The 17758-nt window shown below is 67.0% G+C and carries 20 protein-coding genes; 14 read left to right on the forward strand and 6 right to left on the reverse strand.

The genetic code is table 11. From position 1 onward, the window contains the following. The first annotated feature begins 39 nt into the window (after positions 1-39). Both ACM0M4_RS20955 and ACM0M4_RS20960 read left to right on the forward strand, forming a co-directional pair. A complete protein-coding gene (locus ACM0M4_RS20955) occupies positions 40-360 on the forward strand; it encodes a DUF2025 family protein (RefSeq protein ID WP_003082265.1) in 321 nt (106 codons plus the stop codon). A 132-nt stretch (positions 361-492) separates the two neighbouring features. Continuing rightward, complete coding sequence (locus tag ACM0M4_RS20960; protein ID WP_003086493.1) at positions 493-624, forward strand: hypothetical protein; 132 nt, start codon at positions 493-495, stop codon at positions 622-624. A 33-nt stretch (positions 625-657) separates the two neighbouring features. On the opposite strand, the gene def is transcribed toward ACM0M4_RS20960, so the two are convergent. Beyond that, on the reverse strand, positions 658-1197 hold the full coding sequence (def, locus tag ACM0M4_RS20965; RefSeq protein ID WP_003120589.1) for a peptide deformylase: 540 nt from the start codon (positions 1195-1197) through the stop codon (positions 658-660). A 209-nt stretch (positions 1198-1406) separates the two neighbouring features. Here def and yfiR point away from each other — a divergent pair, with 209 nt between their 5' ends. The 5 genes from yfiR (at position 1407) to ACM0M4_RS20990 (ending at position 5074) form a co-directional block, all read left to right on the forward strand. Next, positions 1407-1979, forward strand: coding sequence for a diguanylate cyclase inhibitor YfiR (gene yfiR, locus ACM0M4_RS20970; RefSeq protein ID WP_003082257.1), 573 nt, complete (start codon positions 1407-1409; stop codon positions 1977-1979). After that, the gene (gene tpbB / locus ACM0M4_RS20975; RefSeq protein WP_003082256.1) at positions 1979-3286 is read left to right on the forward strand and encodes a diguanylate cyclase TpbB; all 1308 of its coding nucleotides are present in this window, start codon (positions 1979-1981) and stop codon (positions 3284-3286) included. The genes yfiR and tpbB overlap by 1 nt, the downstream gene beginning before the upstream one ends. Continuing rightward, entirely contained in the window at positions 3258-3764 is a 507-nt protein-coding gene (locus ACM0M4_RS20980; RefSeq protein WP_003082254.1) for an OmpA family protein, read from the forward strand. The genes tpbB and ACM0M4_RS20980 overlap by 29 nt, the downstream gene beginning before the upstream one ends. Positions 3765-4038: 274 nt before the next feature. Continuing rightward, positions 4039-4593: a magnesium transporter gene (locus tag ACM0M4_RS20985; RefSeq protein ID WP_003112496.1), complete on the forward strand. Its 555-nt coding sequence runs from the start codon at positions 4039-4041 to the stop codon at positions 4591-4593. 106 nt (positions 4594-4699) lie between these two features. Continuing rightward, a complete protein-coding gene (locus ACM0M4_RS20990) occupies positions 4700-5074 on the forward strand; it encodes a hypothetical protein (protein WP_003082252.1) in 375 nt (124 codons plus the stop codon). Between the two features lie 9 nt (positions 5075-5083). Here ACM0M4_RS20990 and ACM0M4_RS20995 read toward each other — a convergent pair whose 3' ends face one another. Beyond that, a complete protein-coding gene (locus ACM0M4_RS20995; protein ID WP_034016725.1) occupies positions 5084-5923 on the reverse strand; it encodes a CvfB family protein in 840 nt (279 codons plus the stop codon). A 254-nt stretch (positions 5924-6177) separates the two neighbouring features. Here ACM0M4_RS20995 and ACM0M4_RS21000 point away from each other — a divergent pair, with 254 nt between their 5' ends. Continuing rightward, on the forward strand, positions 6178-8502 hold the full coding sequence (locus ACM0M4_RS21000; RefSeq protein WP_003082248.1) for an LTA synthase family protein: 2325 nt from the start codon (positions 6178-6180) through the stop codon (positions 8500-8502). Between the two features lie 103 nt (positions 8503-8605). Next, positions 8606-8941: a lysozyme inhibitor LprI family protein gene (locus tag ACM0M4_RS21005; RefSeq protein WP_003082246.1), complete on the forward strand. Its 336-nt coding sequence runs from the start codon at positions 8606-8608 to the stop codon at positions 8939-8941. Between the two features lie 2 nt (positions 8942-8943). On the opposite strand, the gene hcuC is transcribed toward ACM0M4_RS21005, so the two are convergent. Continuing rightward, complete coding sequence (gene hcuC, locus ACM0M4_RS21010; protein ID WP_003082245.1) at positions 8944-10710, reverse strand: hydrophobic compound transporter HcuC; 1767 nt, start codon at positions 10708-10710, stop codon at positions 8944-8946. A gap of 472 nt (positions 10711-11182) precedes the next feature. On the opposite strand from hcuC, the gene ACM0M4_RS21015 reads away from it, so the two are divergent. Continuing rightward, complete coding sequence (locus ACM0M4_RS21015) at positions 11183-11374, forward strand: hypothetical protein (RefSeq protein ID WP_003109112.1); 192 nt, start codon at positions 11183-11185, stop codon at positions 11372-11374. Positions 11375-11474: 100 nt separating this feature from the next. After that, positions 11475-11696, forward strand: coding sequence for a VF530 family DNA-binding protein (locus tag ACM0M4_RS21020; RefSeq protein WP_003082243.1), 222 nt, complete (start codon positions 11475-11477; stop codon positions 11694-11696). 3 nt (positions 11697-11699) lie between these two features. Here ACM0M4_RS21020 and hcuB read toward each other — a convergent pair whose 3' ends face one another. Both hcuB and hcuA read right to left on the reverse strand, forming a co-directional pair. Then, on the reverse strand, positions 11700-12848 hold the full coding sequence (hcuB, locus tag ACM0M4_RS21025) for a hydrophobic compound transporter HcuB (RefSeq protein ID WP_054376100.1): 1149 nt from the start codon (positions 12846-12848) through the stop codon (positions 11700-11702). A gap of 90 nt (positions 12849-12938) precedes the next feature. Continuing rightward, the gene (hcuA, locus tag ACM0M4_RS21030; protein WP_003082239.1) at positions 12939-13562 is read right to left on the reverse strand and encodes a hydrophobic compound transporter HcuA; all 624 of its coding nucleotides are present in this window, start codon (positions 13560-13562) and stop codon (positions 12939-12941) included. Between the two features lie 112 nt (positions 13563-13674). Here hcuA and ACM0M4_RS21035 point away from each other — a divergent pair, with 112 nt between their 5' ends. Then, positions 13675-14385, forward strand: coding sequence for an rRNA pseudouridine synthase (locus ACM0M4_RS21035; RefSeq protein ID WP_003086466.1), 711 nt, complete (start codon positions 13675-13677; stop codon positions 14383-14385). A 4-nt stretch (positions 14386-14389) separates the two neighbouring features. Here ACM0M4_RS21035 and ACM0M4_RS21040 read toward each other — a convergent pair whose 3' ends face one another. After that, entirely contained in the window at positions 14390-15169 is a 780-nt protein-coding gene (locus tag ACM0M4_RS21040; protein ID WP_003082235.1) for an AraC family transcriptional regulator, read from the reverse strand. 89 nt (positions 15170-15258) lie between these two features. Between ACM0M4_RS21040 and ACM0M4_RS21045 the strand changes: the two genes are divergently transcribed. Beyond that, on the forward strand, positions 15259-16416 hold the full coding sequence (locus tag ACM0M4_RS21045) for a multidrug effflux MFS transporter (RefSeq protein WP_221345422.1): 1158 nt from the start codon (positions 15259-15261) through the stop codon (positions 16414-16416). A 116-nt stretch (positions 16417-16532) separates the two neighbouring features. Then, the gene (gene roeA, locus ACM0M4_RS21050; protein WP_003082226.1) at positions 16533-17729 is read left to right on the forward strand and encodes a diguanylate cyclase RoeA; all 1197 of its coding nucleotides are present in this window, start codon (positions 16533-16535) and stop codon (positions 17727-17729) included. Positions 17730-17758 lie beyond the last annotated feature (29 nt).

The following is a 17758-nucleotide window of genomic DNA, read 5'->3' on the forward strand; positions in this document are numbered from 1 at the left end:
GTGCGCCCAGAGAAACAGGAACGTTCAGGGAGGTTCCGCATGAGCATCACATCCACCGACATCTGCCAGGCCGCCGATGCCCTCAAGGGGTTCGTCGGTTTCAACCGCAAGACCGGCCGCTACATCGTGCGTTTCAGCGAAGACTCCTTCGGCATGGACGTAGCCGACGACAGCATCACGCCCACCAGCGAGTTCGTCTGGAGTTCGGTACGCGACGACGTCATGCGCCTGGGCCGCGAGCAGTTGCAGATCCTGCTGGAACAGAACATCAACGAACGACTGAACATCGGCGAGCCGCTACTGGTCTATCTGCGCCGCCAGGACCTGCCGGAAATCACCGCACAACGCCAGTTGCGCTGAGCGCCGTCGATCGCCGCCCGCGCCGGGCGCTGCGCCACGCATTATGCTGGAAGCGTCCGCCGCCGTCCGGCGCCGCGGACGCCATCGGCCATCCGGCGCGCCACGCAGGTGCTGCCTGGGGAGGTGAACGCCATGAGCAAGGGACTGAACGCGAAGAAGGAAACTCGTAGGAAACCGCTGAAAACCGCCCAGGAGAAACGCCTGGCGAAACGAGCGAAAAAACACGCTCCGGCGGCGCCGCTCGGCACCCCATCGCGGAGCTGAGCCAGGCCGGAGCGGAGCCGCAGGCGCAATCGCTCAATCGTCCGCGGCGGGGTCCAGGTCGGGGAACAGCACCTCGGTGAAGCCGAACTTGCTGAAGTCGGTGATTCGCGAGGGATACAGGCGGCCGATCAGGTGGTCGCACTCGTGCTGCACCACCCGCGCATGGAACCCTTCGACGCTGCGGTCGATCGGCTGTCCCTGCGGGTCCAGGCCCTGGTAGCGGATGCGCCGATGGCGCGATACCGCGCCGCGCAACCCCGGCACCGACAGGCAGCCCTCCCAGCCCTCTTCCATCTCGTCGTCCAGCAGGGTGATCCGCGGGTTCAGCAGGATGGTCGGCGGCACGGCCGGGGCGTCCGGATAGCGCTCGCTGCGCTCGAAACCGAAGATCACCAGCTGCAGGTCGACGCCGATCTGCGGCGCGGCCAGCCCTACCCCGCCGACGTGATGCATGGTTTCGAACATGTCGTCGATCAGCCGTTGCAGCTCCTCGCTGCCGAACAGTTCGGACGGCACCGGCTGCGCGATACGCAACAGGCGCTCGTCACCCATCTTGAGGATTTCCCGGATCATGCCGCCCCCTGATAAAGGTCAGTAACGCCCTACATGCTCAGCCAGAAAACCAGACAGGACAAGACGCAAAGCGCTTCCATCTCCGGCAATTGCGCCATTGATTTGACACCGAACGGCTTTCTTTCCCGGCACATCCGGTAATATTCGCCGCACACCGACTACACTGGCCAGTCGTGCCACCCCGCTACGTTTTCCTGGAGGAAACCTTTTTGCCTTCGTTGCCCACCTTGCAGCCCCTCGACCTCTACAGGCGCACCCTGGCCTGCCTGGTCCTGGCGGTTTCCTGCCTGGGCGGCGGAGGCCTGTGGGCGGACGACGCACGGACGTCGGTCGAGCAACGCAGCAATGCGGTCAGCCAGGTTCTGCTGGGCATATTCAGCTACGTGCGCTGGCCGAAGGAGCCGGCGGTCCTGCAACTCTGCGTGGTCGGACCGACCGAGTACGCCGACGGCCTGCTCCGCGGCATGGTGCAGGCCAATGGCAGGCGCGTGCATGCGGAACGCCGCGCGGTGGACAACCCGGACCTCGGCACGCTCTGCAACGTGATCTACCTCGGAGTGGTCGACGAGCGCGAGCGCCAGCAGGTGTTCCGCAGCCTGGCCGGGCATCCGGTCCTGTCCATCAGCGAGCGTGGCACCGAATGCAGCGTCGGCAGCATGTTCTGCCTCAACGTCGGCGGCCCGCGCATCACCTTCGAGGCCAATCTCGACTCCATCGCCCGCAGCGGCGTACGCGTGCACCCGAGCGTATTGAAACTGGCAAGGCGGCAGGCCACTCCGTGATGAACCGTCGTCGTCGCTATACGGGTTCCAATCCATCGCTGCGCCGGGTGCTCTATCGCGCGCACCTGGGCGTGGCGCTGGTCGCGGTATTCACCGCCGGGCTGGCGGTGACCCTGGTCGGCCTGCTGACCCTGCGCGCCTATGCCGACCCCAACCAGCAACTGATCGCCCGTTCCATCAGCTATACCGTCGAAGCCGCGGTGGTCTTCGGCGATGCCCAGGCCGCCGAGGAGTCCCTGGCGCTGATCGCCTCCAGCGAAGAGGTCTCCAGCGCCATCGTCTACGACCGCCAGGGACAGACCCTGGCCAGTTGGCATCGGGAAAGCACCGGGCCGCTGCACCTGCTGGAACAGCAACTGGCGCACTGGCTGCTCAGCGCGCCGACCGAACAACCGATCCTGCACGACGGCCAGAAGATCGGTTCGGTGGAGGTGAAGGGCTCCGGCGGCAGCCTGCTGCGCTTCCTGCTCACCGGTTTCGCCGGCATGGTCCTGTGCCTGCTGCTTACCGCCCTGGGCGCCTTCTACCTGTCGCGGCGGCTGGTACGCGGTATCGTCGGCCCGCTCGACCAACTGGCGAAGGTCGCGCATACCGTGCGCCGCGAACGGGATTTCGAGAAGCGCGTACCGGAAGCCGGCATCGCCGAGCTGAGCCAACTGGGCGAGGACTTCAACGCCCTGCTCGACGAACTCGAATCCTGGCAGGCGCGCCTGCAGGACGAGAACGCCTCGCTGGCGCACCAGGCCCACCACGACAGCCTGACCAGCCTGCCCAACCGCGCCTTCTTCGAAGGCCGCCTGAGCCGGGCGCTGCGCGATGCCAACGAGCATCGCGAGCAATTGGCGGTGCTGTTCATCGACAGCGACCGCTTCAAGGAGATCAACGACCGCCTCGGCCATGCCGCCGGCGACACCGTGCTGGTCAACATCGCCATGCGCATCCGTGGGCAGTTGCGCGAAAGCGACCTGGTGGCGCGCCTGGGCGGCGACGAATTCGCCGTCCTGCTCGCACCGCTGGCGTCCGGCGCCGACGCCCTGCGCATCGCCGACAACATCATCGCCAGCATGCAGGCGCCGATCCGGCTCAGCGACGGCAGCACGGTGAGTACCTCGCTGACCATCGGCATCGCCCTCTATCCCGAGCACGCGGATACCCCGGCGGCGCTGCTCCACGACGCCGACATGGCGATGTACATCGCCAAGCGCCAGGCCCGCGGCAGCCGGCGCCTGGCGGAACTCAACGACCCCCGCATCCTTCAGGAAGAAAAGGAGATAGACAGTGCTACCCCAGAGGCTCCACCCAAGTAGATTGCTTGCCCTCGCCCTGTTCAGCCTTGTGCTGGGCCTGGCCGGTTGCCAGACCAAGCCGCCGCAGACCGGCCTGAGCGCCGAGCAGATCGCCGTGCTCCAGGAGCAGGGCTTCGAACTCCGCGACGAAGGCTGGGAGTTCGGCATGTCGAGCAAGGTGCTGTTCGGCAACAATCTCGACCGTCTCAATCCCGACAGCCGCAACACCCTGACCAAGATCGCCCGCGCCCTGCTCGCGGTAGACATCGACAAGGTCCGCCTGGAAGGCCACACCGACAACTACGGCGACGAAGGCTACAATCAAAAGCTCTCCGAACGGCGCGCCGAATCGGTGGCCGCGGTATTCCGCGAAGCCGGCATGCCGGCGGCCAACATCGAGGTCCGCGGCCTTGGCATGAGCAAGCCCGTGGCCGATAACAAGACCCGCGCCGGCCGCAGCGAGAACCGCCGCGTCGCCATCATCGTTCCCGCCGAGTAATCCTGCGCTCGCGGGCTGCGTACGGCCCACCCGTACCTGGCCCGTCCATCGCCCGGCCCCGCCACTACCCCGCTTCCGGCCTATGTTGAAGGAAGAAGCCAGCAGACCGGCGTACCGGCCGCCGCTGCCGCGGATGCTAGACTGAATGCTGCGCAAGAAACCGACAATCCCGGCCGACCTGCCGCTTGCGGGTGCTCCGGGATTCACCGACAGGGGGTATCGACCTTTGCCTGTTCGCCCAAGGAACAGGCCGTCAGACGATGGGAGGCATGCCATGAACCGGCATTACTACATCAGCGACAACCTCGACGAGCTGGAACGGCTCGAAGCCGAACTGGAAGCCAGCGGCATCGCCACCGAGCAGATCCACGTCCTCAGCGAAAAGGACGCGGAGACCGGCCAGCGCCATCTGCACGAAGTCTCTCCGTTCATGAAGAAGGATGTGGTCCGCTCCGGCCGTGTCGGCCTGCTGGTCGGCCTCGTCCTGGCCATCGTCGCCGTGGCCTTCGCCTATGCCAGCGGCTGGACGGAAACCGCCGCCGGCTGGATTCCGGTGATCTTCCTCGGCGCCATGCTCTGCGCGTTCTGCCTGTGGGAAGGCAGCTTCTTCGGCCTGCAGCGCACCAACCGCGCCTTCCGTCCCTTCGAAGAACGCCTGCACCAGGGGCAGCACCTGTTCTTCGTCGATGTGAAGAACGCCCAGGAGCCGATCCTGGTCAACGTGGTCAGCCACCACCCGCGCCTGCAGGACGCCGGCACCGGCCCCGCGGTCTCTCCGCTGCTGCTGGGCTGGCAGCAACGCTGGCGGCAGTTCCGGCGGATGGTCTGAGCGGCGGGGCCTGCGCACCGCGCAGGTCCTGCGGCGTCCCTCCGGCTGCTAGAATATCCGGCTACCCGCCCGCCATCCCGGCCGGCGCGGCCCGTCAGGAAACTCCATGAAACTCGATAAAGCGGCAGCCATCGCACAGCTCAACCAGGCCTTGGGCATGTCCGTGCTGGATGCCGGCAACACCCTGCTCGCCCGCTTCAACAAGAGCAAGAACGTCTGGTGGTTCGATATTCCGCTCAGCCAACTGAAGGCCGGCAAGTTCCTCAACCTGCTGCTGGCGAACCCGGCCGGCGATGCAGTGGAGCACCTGAAGGTGCCCACCGGTTTCCTTCGCCAGCAGCAGGACAGCCTGGAACTGCGCGACAAGAACGCCCGCCGGCCGACCCTCAGCCTGGAGCTGAGCGCGGACCCCGGCAAGCGCCTGCGCGACGTCCGCCCCGGCGGCGCTGGCCTGGACTTCGCCCCGTTCCTCCAGCCCTGAGCGGAAACCTCAGCGCGGCAGTTCGATGCGTTCCGGATGGATCAGGATCAGGCCTTTCTTGTAGAGGCCGCCGATGGCCTTCTTGAAGGTCCCCTTGCTGACCCCGAAGAGCCGGTGGATATCTTCCGGCGAACTCTTGTCGCTGAGCGGCAGGCTGCCGCCGGCCTCCAGCAGCCGGGCGAGAATCTGCTGGCTCAGCTCGATGGCGGCCTCGGCGCCGACCGGCTGCAGGCTAAGGGCGATCTTGCCGTCCGCGCGCAATTCCTTGATGTAGCCCTGTTCGCGCATGCCGCTGCGGAGGAACTTGAACGCCTCGTTCTTGTGGATCAGGCCCCAGTGCTTGCCCTCGATGATCGCCTTGAAGCCCATCTCGGTACGCTCCACCACCAGCAGGTCGACCGCCTGGCCGACGCTGTAGCGTGGCGGCAGGTTGTCCAACTGGCGGTCCAGGCGTGCGGTGGCGGTGATGCGGTTGGTGCGCTTGTCCAGGTAGACGTAGACCACGCAGTAGTCGCCGACCTGCAACGGACGCTTTTCTTCCGAATGCGGCAGCAGCAGGTCCTTGGGCAGGCCCCAGTCGAGGAACAGGCCGATCCGGTTGATCTCCACGACCTTCAGGCTGGCGAAACCGCCGACCTGGACCTTGGGCGTCTGGGTGGTGGCGATCAGGCGGTCGTCGCTGTCCAGGTAGATGAACACGTTGAGCCAGTCGCCCACTTCGCTGGGCTGGTCCTTCGGCACATAGCGCTTGGGCAGGAGGATCTCGCCGTGCTGGGTACCGTCGAGATAGAGCCCGAACTCCGTGTGCTTGACCACCTGCAGTGAATTGAAACGCCCGATGACCGCCATGTTGTCTCCCCCTGTCGAAGGGGCGGCATTCTACCGGGCGCCACGCAGGCGAGCGGAAGTTTTTGCCGGTACGCCGACGCCGCTCATCGCCTTGCCGGCCATTCGCGCCGAAACATCCTGAACCACGCGGACATTTCCCAAATGCCGACTGTCTACTGGCAGTAAGCACAACGATGTTTCAAAATCGTGAACCCTAAAGACTTTTTTGGAACATCCTTATCAAGGATTCTCGCTGCCGCTCATCAGGAGTTCCTGTGCGTCCACTCAGCCGTTGGCTCTCATCTTGCGGCTCGCTTCTGGCGCTGGCCGCGCTGTTCCTGGTCGTTCCCCTCGCCGGCCGCTACTGGCTCGGCTGGTCGACGCCGTTCGGCTATCTCTCGGACCTGGCCCTCGGCAGCCTGCTGGTGCTGCTCCTGCATCGACGCTCCCTGTGGTTCGCGCTCCCGGTCATGCTGCTCTGGTGCCTGTTCCTGATCGGCAATGCCGAACTGGTCGGCGCGGTCGGGCGCATGCCGGAACCTTCCGACCTCAAGTACCTGCTGGATCCGCAGTTCGTCAGCAGCTCCACCCAGGGCGGCGGCCTCGCCCACCTGCCACTGGCGCTCGGCCTCGGTGGCGCGACATTGCTTTGCGTGCTGCTCTGGCGTCGCCGCGGACCGCGCCTGCCGCGCTATGCCTACGCGCTGCCGGCGGCGTTCCTGGCGGCGCATGTCGGCCTGCAATACCTGCGTCCGAGCGATGCCGACCAATGGCAGCAGTACAACCTGCCGCACAAGCTGCTGGCCAGCGCGCTCAGCAGTGGCCAACTGGCGGTCGAAGACTGGCTCGCCGACGACCGTCCGGACACCCCGCCGGACGTCGCCGGGCTCAACCAGCTCGACCTTTCCGGAACGCCGCTGCTGGCCGGCGGAGGGCGCGCGCGCAACGTCCTGATCGTGGCCATGGAGGGAATCCCCGGCGCGTATATCGCCGCCAACCGCGCCGCCATCAACAGCAGCTACCACGAAGCGCCGATGCCCAGGCTGAGTGGCTGGGCCGAACGGGCGATGACCACCCCGGACTACGTGCTGCACAGCCACCAGACCATCCGCGGCCTCTACGCCATGCTCTGCGGCGACTACAGCAAGCTCGACTCGGGCACGCCGAAGGGCGTCGAGCTGCTCAACAACCCGGCCCGGGCCAGGGAGTGCTTGCCCGCCCAGCTGCGCCAGCACGGTTTCAGCACGCACTTCCTGCAGGGTGCCGGCCTGCGCTTCATGGCCAAGGACAAGGTCATGCCGCAGATGGGCTTCGACAAGACCCTCGGGCGCGACTGGTTCCGCAACACGTCCTACCTGGAGTTTCCCTGGGGCATGGACGACAAGGCCTTCTTCGAGGGCGCCGCGACCTACGTGAAGCAGCTGCGCCAGCAGAAGAAACCCTGGATGCTGACCCTGCTCACCGTCGGCACCCACCAGCCCTACTCGGCGCCTGCCGACTACCTGGCCCGCTACCCGAGCGCCAAGCAGGCCGCGGTGGCCTATCTCGACGACGCGATCGACGCCTTCCTCGCCGACCTGGAGAAACAGGGCGTGTTGCGCGACACCCTGGTGGTGCTCACTTCCGACGAATCCCACGGTGTCGACCAGGTGCGCCTCGCCTCGGCCTGGGGCTTCAACCTGGTACTGGCACCGGAACAGGCGGCGCTGCCGCCGATCAAGAGCGGCGTCTACGGCCACGTCGACCTCGCCGCGTCCGTCCTCGACTATTTCGGCTACCGCGTGCCGGCGGGGATTTCCGGGCGCTCGCTGTTCCGCGACTACGCCAGCGGCCGCGAAATGATGTCCTACACCAACGGCATGCTGCGCCACCACGACGGCAAGGACACCTTCGTCGAATGCGATTTCCAGCAGGTCTGCCGGCGCTACCGCAGCGAGGGCTTCATCGCCGACGAAGCCGAGTTCCTCGGTCGCTTCAGCGGTCGCCAGGCACGCCTGGTCAGCCAGCGCGCCGCCGTTCTCGACCACTCCGTGCAACAGGCCGGCCAGTTGGGCCAGGAGTTCCAGTTCGCCACCCACGAACGCATCCGCCTGAAGCCGGAAACCCACAACGACTGGACCGACAACCTGATCGGCGCGCAATACCTGGAGATGCCGAAGAACAGCAGGACCACGGTCACCCTGAAGATCCGCGCCTTGCAGATGGACCGCAACGGCGCCCGGGTGACGCTGAAGACCAAGGAGTTCGAACGCGACGTTCCCATACCGGTACCGGACATCCCGCGCCTGCTCAAAGGCAAGCCGCTGGACATGAGCTTCACCTTCGACAACCCGGAAGCGCGCAAGGCCTTCTCCTTCCACTTGCTCGCCGAGGGCCGCGGGATCATCGAGATCAGCGACTTCCACGTGGTCACGGCGGCCAACCCGGAACCCGTGGAAAGCCGCAGCCAGGTCGCCGAAGCGGCGAAGGAACAGCCGCTGCTGAGCACCCTGAAAAGCCTGTTCGCCAACCGCCCCGAAACCGAGGAAGCGGAACGCGCGGACGCCCCTCGGGAGCGCACCGTCATCCCCGAACAGAAGGCCCTGATCCTTTCGCACTGACCGCGCCGGAGCGGCCCACCCGGCCGCCGCGCGCTCCCCGCTGAACCCAGCGCCGTCGCGGGCGTCGAAGATTCGCAAGCAACCAGGCGAAACGGAGAACGGCATGAAGCACCTGGCATTCCTCGCCCTCGGCGGACTCCTGCTGGCGCCCCTGGCCGAAGCGGCCAGCTTCGATTGCGAAAAGGCTGAGCGAGCGGACGAAAAGGCCATCTGCGCGAACCGGGCGCTGAACGACAAGGACGTCGAGATGAGCGTCAAGTACCACTTCCTCCGCGGCCTGTTCGCCATGGGCGGCCGCGGCGCCATGCAGGACCGGCAGCAGGACTGGCTGCGCCAGCGCCGGCGCTGCGGTGGCGACACCGACTGCCTCTCCCGCGCCTACGCGCAGCGTATCGACGAGCTGGACAAGCAGTACGCGGGCATCGACAAGCCGCTCTGAAGCTAGCGTCCGCCGGCAGCGAACTGCAGTTCCGCCAGGCGCGCATAGAGCGGGTTCTCGGCGATCAGCCGGGCATGGCTACCAATGGCCACCAGCCGCCCCTGGTCGATCACCGCGATGCGGTCGGCGCTCTGTACCGTGGCCAGGCGATGGGCGATCACCAGGGTGGTACGTCCGCTCATCAGGCCTGGCAGGGCCTGCTGGATCAGGTGCTCGCTTTCCGCATCCAGGGCGCTGGTCGCCTCGTCGAGCAGCAGCACCGGCGCGTCTACCAGCAACGCCCGGGCGATCGCCAGGCGCTGGCGCTGGCCGCCTGACAGGCCGATGCCGCCCTCGCCCAGGTGGGTGGCGTAGCCCTGCGGCAGACCCAGGATGAACTCGTGGGCATGCGCGGCACGCGCTGCGGCCTCGACCTCGGCGGCGCTGGCATGCGGACGGCCGTAGCGGATGTTTTCCTCGACGCTGCCGAAGAACAGCGCGGGGTTCTGCGACACCAGGGCAAAGCTGCGGCGCAAGTCGGCCGGGTCCAGTTCGACGATCGGCTGTCCGTCCAGCAGCAGCCGTCCCTGCTGCGGATCGAAGAAACGCAGGAGCAGATCGAACAGGGTCGACTTGCCGGCGCCGGAAGGTCCGACCAGGGCCAGGGTTTCCCCCGGTTCGACGGCCAGGCTGATGTCGTCGATGGCCCAGTGTTCGGGACGGGTCGGATAGGCGAAGCGCACCGCCTGCAATTCGATCCTCCCGCTCACCCGTGCCGCCAGCTTGCGTGGTTGCGCTGGCGAGCGGATCTCGCTGCGCGCCCTGAGCAGCTCGGCGATGCGCTCTGCGGCGCCGGCGGCGCGCTGCAATTCGCCGATCACCTCGCTGAGGGTGCCGAAGGCCATACCGACGATCAGGCTGTAGAAGACGAACGCGGCCAGTTCGCCGGCCGAGATGCTGCCGGCGATCACGTCGCGGCCGCCGACCCAGAGCATGACGCCGACCGCGCCGAGCACCAGCACGATCACCACGGTGATCAGCCAGGCGCGCTGGGCGATGCGCTTGCGCGCGGTGTCGAAGGCGCGTTCGACGGTGCCGGCGAAGCGCTGGCGATCCTGCGCCTGGTGGTTGTAGGCCTGCACGGTCTTGATCTGACCGAGGGTTTCACCGACGTAGCTGCCGACGTCGGCCACCCGGTCCTGGCTTTCCCGCGACAGGCTGCGCACGCGGCGGCCGAACAGCAGGATCGGGGCGATCACCAGCGGCAACGCCAGCACCACGATGCTGGTCAGCTTGGCGTTGGTGACGAACATCAGCAGCACCCCGCCGACCAGCATCAGGGCATTGCGCAGGGCCATCGACAGCGAGGAACCGATCACCGTCTGCAGCAGCGTAGTGTCGGCGGTCAGGCGCGACTGGATCTCGGAGCTACGGTTGGTTTCGTAGAAACCGGGATGCAACTCGATCAGGTGGTCGAACACGCGCTTGCGGATATCGGCGACGAAGCGCTCGCCGATCCAGGACACCAGGTAGAAGCGCACGAAGGTGCCCACGGCCAGGCCGAGCACCAGCACGAAGAACAGCAGGATGTAGCGATTGAGCAATTCGGGCGAGGCGGTGAGGAACCCCTGGTCCACCAGCAGGCGGATGCCCTGGCCCAGGGACAGGGTGATCGCCGCGGTGAACAGCAACGCCACCAGGGCCCCGAGCATGCGCCAGCGGTAAGGCGCCATGAAGCGCCAGGCCAGGCGCAGGGCGATACGTTGGCGGGAGGAGAGAATGGCTGGCATGCGGCGCTCGCTCGGCAGCTGGGGTTCCGCAGGTTAGCACCGGGAACGCAGCGAGGCGATGCATGCCCCGGCCGGCAGCGCGATGATATCGACGTATATATCCGGGCAACTTAGCCGATAACTAATCGTGAACTTTTCATTATTCTCGATATAGGTGAGATAGAGGCCCGGAGAACTTTCTCGCATCAACTAATGCAAACATTGGAATTCATGCCGGGATGCGCGAAGGGAGTTATCCACCTGGCGGTATCCTGCGTCGCCCGGGATCGGCGGAACATCCAGCCGCGGAGACCTCGAGCAGTTCGCCGCCGGATCGCCAATGCCGCAGCGCCTCGCTCGGGTATTGCCTAACGGACTTTATAGAAAACAGCAGGTTACGTCCGAAATCTGATCGACAATATTCAAGATGAAATAAAACGCCGCTTCGGTTATAATGAACGGCCATATTTAATGCAGAGACAGGTCCCCGGATATGGCCATCATGAAGAAAACCGTCGCGCCGAAAGCCGCCAAGCCGGCTCCCGCGGTCGAAACCCGCGAGTCCATCGAAGCGCAGGTCGCCGCCTTCCTCCAGGCCGGCGGCGAGATCCAGAAGATCGCCAAGGGCGTCAGCGGCCAGGTCTACGGCCCGTCGCGGCAGATCACCATCAGCAAGAAGCGCTGAACGCCCGCCCCTCGCCGGGGACTACGAAGGGGATGGCAGGCCGGCACGCAGATGTGCCACGCTCCATCCCCTTTTTCATTGCCTGAATCCCGAGCCCTTCATGCCTGGCCATCCCGATCCACTGCACGGCGTCACCCTGGAAAAACTGCTCACCGAACTGGTCGCCCACCACGGCTGGGCGGAGCTTGGCAAACGGGTCGACATTCGTTGTTTCAGGAACGACCCGAGCATCAAGTCCAGCCTCGCCTTCCTGCGCAAGACGCCCTGGGCCCGGGAAAAGGTCGAGGCGCTCTACGTCCAGCTCAAACGCAACCAAGGCTGAAGGCTAGCGCGCCAACCCCAGGCGCAGCAATTGCCCGTCCTTCTGGTCGGTGAGCAGGTAGAGATAGCCGTCCGGGCCCTGCCGCACGTCGCGGATGCGCACCCCGAGATCGCCCAGCAGGCGCTCTTCGTGGACGACCCGGTCGCCATCCAGTTGCAGGCGGATCAGTTCCTGCGTCGCCAGCGCGCCGATGAACAGGTTGTGCTGCCAGGCCGGGAAGCGCTGCGCATCGTAGAACGCCATGCCGCTGATCGCCGGCGACTTCTCCCAGACATGGTGCGGCGCCTCGGTACCGTCGACGGCCTTGCCCCTGGCTTCGGGGATCGGCAGCAGGGTGTAGTTGATTCCATGGGTCGCCAGCGGCCAGCCGTAGTTCCCGCCGGCCTGGGGTATGTTGATCTCGTCGCCGCCGCGCGGGCCGTGCTCGTGGGTCCAGAGCCGGCCGGTCCAGGGATTCAGCGCGGCGCCCTGCTGGTTGCGGTGGCCATAGCTCCAGATCTCCGGCCGCGCGTCGGCACGGCCGACGAAGGGATTGTCCTTGGGAACGCCGCCGTCCGGATACAGGCGGACGATCTTGCCCTGCAACTTGTCCAGGTCCTGCGAGGTGCTGCGCTGGTTGTTCTCGCCGAGGGCGATGAACAGGTGGCCCTTGCCGTCGAAGACCAGGCGCGAGCCGAAGTGATGGCCGCTGGAAAGCTTCGGCAACTGCCGGAAGATCACGTGGAAGCCCTCCAGCCGTCGCTTGTCCGCCGATAACCGGCCGCGTCCCGCCGCCGTTCCGGCGCGGCCGTCCTCGCCGGCCTCGGCATAGGTCAGGTAGACCAGCCGGTCCTCAGCGAACCCCGGCGACAAAGCGACGTCGAGCAGGCCCCCCTGGCCGCTGGCGAAGACCCTGGGTACGCCTTCCAGCGGCGCCGACAACTGTCCCTCGGGACTGACGAAACGCAAGCTGCCGGGCCGCTCGGTGACCAACATGCCCTGGTTGTCCGGCAGGAAGGCGACGGCCCAGGGATAGGCCAGACCGCCAACCACCGGGGTGACCTCGACGGCGCCCAGCTCGCTGTCGTGGCGACCGGCGTCCACCGCCTCGGCCGACGGGGCGAGCAGTGCGACAGCGCTCAGCAGAATGGCATTCAAAGACAGGCCCGGCATGCGTTCTCTCCTTCCCAAGCAAAAACACCACTCTAGTCGCAGATCCGCCGCGCCTGGCGGTCCGCACACGGGCTGTAACAAACCCGCCCCTCAAAGCAAGGCGACCATTTCCTTGAGGGTCACCGCCCAGGTGCCCTTGGCATTGATATAGCGATAGCCGAACCGGGAACCGTGCGCCTCGCTGGTGATCACCGCGTTCCAGGCCTGCCCGCGCGGCAGGTCGTGGGCCGGGTCGAGGAGCAGGAAGGCGCGCTCGCTCATGCCGATGGCCAGGCCCCAGTGGCGGATATCGCTGCCCTTGCGGCCGTGGAAACCGAGCACTACCGGAAAGCCGGCCTCCAGGTATTCGCGGGTGTGCCGGACCAACCTACGCCCCTCGCCCTTGAGGGCGAAATGCTCGGTATCGTTGATCTCGGCCAGCAGCTCCAGCAGGTCGACGCCGGTGGTGCCGACGCGCAGCAGCGGGCCGTGCTGGTCCAGCGCCTTCATCAGGCGCCCGTAGCGACTGCGACTGTCGACCCGCTCCAGGCCCTTGGCCTGGCGCCGGCGCAGTTGGCCGCGGACCAGCATCGCCATGACCAGGCAGTAGGGCCCGCAGGCGCCGTCCATGTCGCCCTGGCGCAGATGGACCTTGTCGCCATGGACGTTGCACAGGCCGCCGCTGCCATCCTCGTCCAGGTCCCATTCCAGGCCATCGATCAGGCGTGACTGCATGAGGGTCTCCTCTCCGGTTCCTTAAGTTGGGACCGAGCGGGCGCCGAATCATTCCTCGGCGCCCATCGCCACAACGAGTAAACTGGCGGTCTTTCATTCCAGTAGCCTCGCCATGACCGACCCGATCCGCCTGTCCAAACGCCTCGCCGAACTCACCGCCTGCTCGCGCCGCGAAGCCGAGCTGTACATCGAGGGCGGCTGGGTCAGCGTCGACGGCGAAGTGATCGAGGAGCCACAGTTCAAGGTGCTCGACCAGCGCGTGGAGCTGCTGCCGGGCGCCCGCGCGGAAACGATTGAACCGGCCACCCTGCTGTTGCACAAGCCGGCCGGCTGGCGCCACGACGACTTCGAAGGCCTGCTCGCTGCGGGGCGGCGCTGGAGCGATGACCCCAGTCCCTTGCGAGCGCTGAAAAAACACTTCGCCCGCCAGCGTCCCACCCTTGCGCTGGACAGCGAGGCTTCGGGGCTGGTGGTGTTCAGCCAGCAGCACGGCGTACTGCGCAAGCTGGTGGACGACGGTGCACGGCTGGAGCAGGAATACCTGGTCGAGGTCGCCGGCGACCTGGCCGCCGGCGGCCTCGAGCGCCTGCGCCACGGCCTCGCCTACCAGGGCCGCAGGCTATCGCCGTGCAAGGTCAGTTGGCAGAACGAAAGCCACCTGCGCTTCGCCCTCAAAGACGTGCTGCCCGGCCAGTTGCGCTTCATGTGCGAAAGCGAGGGGCTGGAAGTGCGGAGCATCCGCCGCCTGCGCATCGGCGCGCTGTCGCTGGCCAGGCTACCGCTCGGCGAATGGCGCTACCTCGGCCTCCACGAACGCTTCTGAGCGCTCATTCGAGGCCACGCAGGGCGCGCCCCGGCGACTGCCCGCAGACCCGCCGGTACATGGCGATGAACGCGCTGTCGCTGGCGTAGCCCAGGGCGTGGGCGACCTCGGTCACCGAGCGGCCTTCGGCCAGGCGCCTCCGCGCTTCGAACAAGCGCGCCTGGGTTCGCCAGCGGGAGAAACCCAGGCCGGTCTGCTCGGTGAACAGACGCGCCAGGGTCCGCCCGCTGGCGCCGACCTCACGTCCCCACGCCTCGATGCTCCAGTCCAGCGCGGGTTGCGCCAGCAGCGCCTCGGCCACCTTCAGCGCCCGCGCATCGCGCGGCATCGGCAGGCTCGCGGCGTGTGCCGGCGCGCTCGCCAGTTCATCGAACAGTGCGCGCAACAGCGTCAGGTGCGGCCCTTCCAATTGCAAGTCGGCTGCCCAGCCGGTCATGCGCAGGATCAGTTCGCGCATTAGCGGCCCGACTTCGAGGACCTGGACGCTGTCCGGCAGCTCGGCGAACGCCGAGGGTTCGAAGTACAGGCTACGGTAGGCGAAGCGCCCGTGCAGGACCGTGCGATGCGGCACGCCGGCCGGCAGCCAGGCGGCCTGGAGCGGCGTCAATTGGCAAATGCGCTCGGCGAAATACAGCGTGACGCTACCGGCCGCCATGTACAGCAACTGCGCGCGCCGGTGGCAATGCCAGTCGCTGCGGTGGCCGGTGCTGTCGACCTCGAGGCCGACCACCGGGCAGCGGGCGAGATCGGGATCCTCGACTCGTTCGTAGGGATAGCGCGGCACCTTGTCCTCTTCGCGATGTTTTCCGTCCTGACCGCAGCATTCTGCCAGGCGCAGTCGGCCTAGGCTTGGCTCTTTTTTCCGGAGCCATCATGCCTGACCGTCCTCGTCCTCCCCTGCTGCTGGTGCTCGCCCTGCTAGCCCTGCCGCAAGTCGCCGAAACCATCCTTTCCCCCGCGCTGCCGGCCCTGGCCAGCCACTGGCGACTGGACGACGCTACCAGCCAGTGGACCATGGCGCTGTTCTTCGTCGGTTTCGCCCCCGGCATCTGGCTCTGGGGCTGGCTGGCCGACCGCCTCGGCCGGCGCCCGGCTCTGCTCGGCGGGCTCGGCCTGGCGGCCCTGGCGACCTTCGGTGCCTGGGCCAGTACCGACTATTCCTACCTGCTTGCCTGTCGCCTGGTCCAGGGCCTCGGCCTGGCGACCTGCTCGGTGACGGTGCAGGCCAGCCTGCGCGATGTGCTGCAAGGCCTGGCGTTGATGAGCTATTTCGTCACGCTCGGCGCGGTGCTGGCCTGGTCGCCGGCAGTCGGCCCCCTCGGCGGCCAGTGGCTGGCCGACCTCGGCGGGCACCCGGCGGTGTTCGCCACCCTGGCGGTGCTGCTCGCCTCGCTGGCGGCGCTGGTCGTCCCGGCCTGGCCGGAAACCCGTCCGCTGCTGGCGGGCACGCCCGAGCCCGCGACCCTGGCGATCTTCCGACGGGTCCTGGCCGACCGCCCGCTACAAACGCGCGCACTGCTGGTGGCGGTGCTCAATGTGCTGGTGTTCTCCTTCTACGCCGCCGGGCCGTTCATGGTCGGCGACCTGCCCGGCCTGGGCTTCGGCTGGATCGGCCTGGCCATCGCCATTGCCGGGAGCCTCGGCGCCTTGCTCAACCGACGCCTGCCGCGCACCTGGAACAGCGCTCGCCGGGTACGCCTGGGCCTAGCGCTGGCGGCCGCCGGCGCGACAGCGCAGACGCTGTTGGCCGCCGTCGGATACGCCGAAGGCCTGTACTGGGCGCTGCCAGCCCTGCCGATCTTCATCGGCTTCGGCGTGGCGATTCCCAACCTGCTGGGTCCGGCGCTGCACGCCTACGACGATTGCCGGGGACGCGCCGGAGCCCTGTTCGGGCTCGCCTACTACCTGCTGATCGGCCTCGGACTGGGCGCGTCCACCCTGCTACCGTTCGACCGTCCCTGGCCGCTGGCCGCGTACTGGAGCCTGCTGGGCCTGGTCGCACTGCTGCTGGCCAGGCGGCTGCCGGAATGAAAGCGGCGCCAGGTACGCCCGTGCAAACCGGACGACCGGCCCGGAAAGCCGGATAGGGCGGCCGTCGCGACGCTGCTATGCTGTGATGGCACAGCGCCCATGCGGACCCGCAGAACGTGGCCAGAACGACGCTCGAATCGATCCAGCACGCCATCGAGGTGAATTCGTCCCTGGCCCTTCCCATCGCCCTGGAGAATCTCTCGCGTCTGACCCACCTCGCGCTGCTGACCGTCCCCTTCAACCTGATCCACATCCTGGTGTTTTCCCTCAAGGACTTCCGCCCGGACCTCGGCCATCAGCTCTGGCGCCAGGAAATCATGTACGCCCATGGCGCCATGGCCCTGCTCTTCGGCGGCATCGGCCTGCTCGCGCTATGGCTGCGCCGCCAGCCGCCCAAGCTGTGGCGCATGCGCCTGCTGATCCTGCTGGGCGGCGCAGGGATCATAGGCTTCGGCGTCGCCATCGCCTGCATCGACCAGCGCATCACCAGCAACATCACGCCGCTGCTGCTGGCCTGTTTCGCCTGCGCCATGTTCATCCTGATCCGCCCGGCCTACGCGGTGCCCTTCTACGGTCTGGCGATGCTGGCCTTCGAGGTGGCGATGGACCACGCCCAGGCCGACCCGCAACTGCGCCTGTCGAACCAGGCCAACGGCCTCACCGCGTTCGGCCTCGGCCTGCTGCTGTCGCTGATCCTCTGGCACGGCCACGTGCGCAACCTGCGCCAGCAACGCAAGCTGGAGTTGCAGCGGCAGGAGCTGGAGGAGAAGAATCGCCAGTTGGAGTACCTGGCCGGTCACGACCCCCTGACCGGCCTGTTCAATCGTCGCGAGTTCGACCAGTTGGTGCTCATGGAGCTCGCGCGCATCGCTCGCCAACCGCAGCCGCTGAGCCTGCTGATGGTCGACCTGGATCACTTCAAGTACATCAACGACCGCTATGGGCACCCCTTCGGCGACGAGGTCATCCGCCATGCCGCCAACCTGCTGCGCGGCAATACCCGTAGCAGCGACAGCGTGGCGCGCCTGGGCGGGGAAGAATTCCTCCTGCTCCTGCCCGACACCGCCGAGCAGCAGGCTCGCAGCCTTGCGGAAAAACTCCGCGAACGCCTCGAAGGTACCCCGCTGGCGACGCAGGACGGCGTGCTCTGCCTGACCGCCAGCTTCGGCGTGGCCAGCCTCGACGGAGGCGGCCAGGCCAGCTACGAGCAGCTCTACAGCGCCGCCGACCAGGCTCTCTACCGGGCCAAGAGCAGCGGTCGCAACCGGGTGGAAGTGATTCGCCTGGCCAGCCTCGCGGAAAGCCTGCGGTAACAATTGATCGGCCGGCCCTGACGAGCGGT

Source organism: Pseudomonas sp. 18-147, from assembly GCF_051048045.1.
Lineage (GTDB): Bacteria > Pseudomonadota > Gammaproteobacteria > Pseudomonadales > Pseudomonadaceae > Pseudomonas > Pseudomonas aeruginosa.

What these genes read in the sequence shown, in the direction of transcription:
- ACM0M4_RS20955 (WP_003082265.1), top strand. Translation starts at nt 40, where the DNA reads ATGAGCATCACATCCACCGACATCTGCCAGGCCGCCGATGCCCTCAAG.
- ACM0M4_RS20960 (WP_003086493.1), top strand. Translation starts at nt 493, where the DNA reads ATGAGCAAGGGACTGAACGCGAAGAAGGAAACTCGTAGGAAACCGCTG.
- def (WP_003120589.1), bottom strand. Translation starts at nt 1,197, where the DNA reads ATGATCCGGGAAATCCTCAAGATGGGTGACGAGCGCCTGTTGCGTATC.
- tpbB (WP_003082256.1), top strand. Translation starts at nt 1,979, where the DNA reads ATGAACCGTCGTCGTCGCTATACGGGTTCCAATCCATCGCTGCGCCGG.
- ACM0M4_RS20985 (WP_003112496.1), top strand. Translation starts at nt 4,039, where the DNA reads ATGAACCGGCATTACTACATCAGCGACAACCTCGACGAGCTGGAACGG.
- ACM0M4_RS20990 (WP_003082252.1), top strand. Translation starts at nt 4,700, where the DNA reads ATGAAACTCGATAAAGCGGCAGCCATCGCACAGCTCAACCAGGCCTTG.
- ACM0M4_RS20995 (WP_034016725.1), bottom strand. Translation starts at nt 5,923, where the DNA reads ATGGCGGTCATCGGGCGTTTCAATTCACTGCAGGTGGTCAAGCACACG.
- ACM0M4_RS21005 (WP_003082246.1), top strand. Translation starts at nt 8,606, where the DNA reads ATGAAGCACCTGGCATTCCTCGCCCTCGGCGGACTCCTGCTGGCGCCC.
- hcuC (WP_003082245.1), bottom strand. Translation starts at nt 10,710, where the DNA reads ATGCCAGCCATTCTCTCCTCCCGCCAACGTATCGCCCTGCGCCTGGCC.
- ACM0M4_RS21015 (WP_003109112.1), top strand. Translation starts at nt 11,183, where the DNA reads ATGGCCATCATGAAGAAAACCGTCGCGCCGAAAGCCGCCAAGCCGGCT.
- ACM0M4_RS21020 (WP_003082243.1), top strand. Translation starts at nt 11,475, where the DNA reads ATGCCTGGCCATCCCGATCCACTGCACGGCGTCACCCTGGAAAAACTG.
- hcuB (WP_054376100.1), bottom strand. Translation starts at nt 12,848, where the DNA reads ATGCCGGGCCTGTCTTTGAATGCCATTCTGCTGAGCGCTGTCGCACTG.
- hcuA (WP_003082239.1), bottom strand. Translation starts at nt 13,562, where the DNA reads ATGCAGTCACGCCTGATCGATGGCCTGGAATGGGACCTGGACGAGGAT.
- ACM0M4_RS21035 (WP_003086466.1), top strand. Translation starts at nt 13,675, where the DNA reads ATGACCGACCCGATCCGCCTGTCCAAACGCCTCGCCGAACTCACCGCC.
- ACM0M4_RS21045 (WP_221345422.1), top strand. Translation starts at nt 15,259, where the DNA reads ATGCCTGACCGTCCTCGTCCTCCCCTGCTGCTGGTGCTCGCCCTGCTA.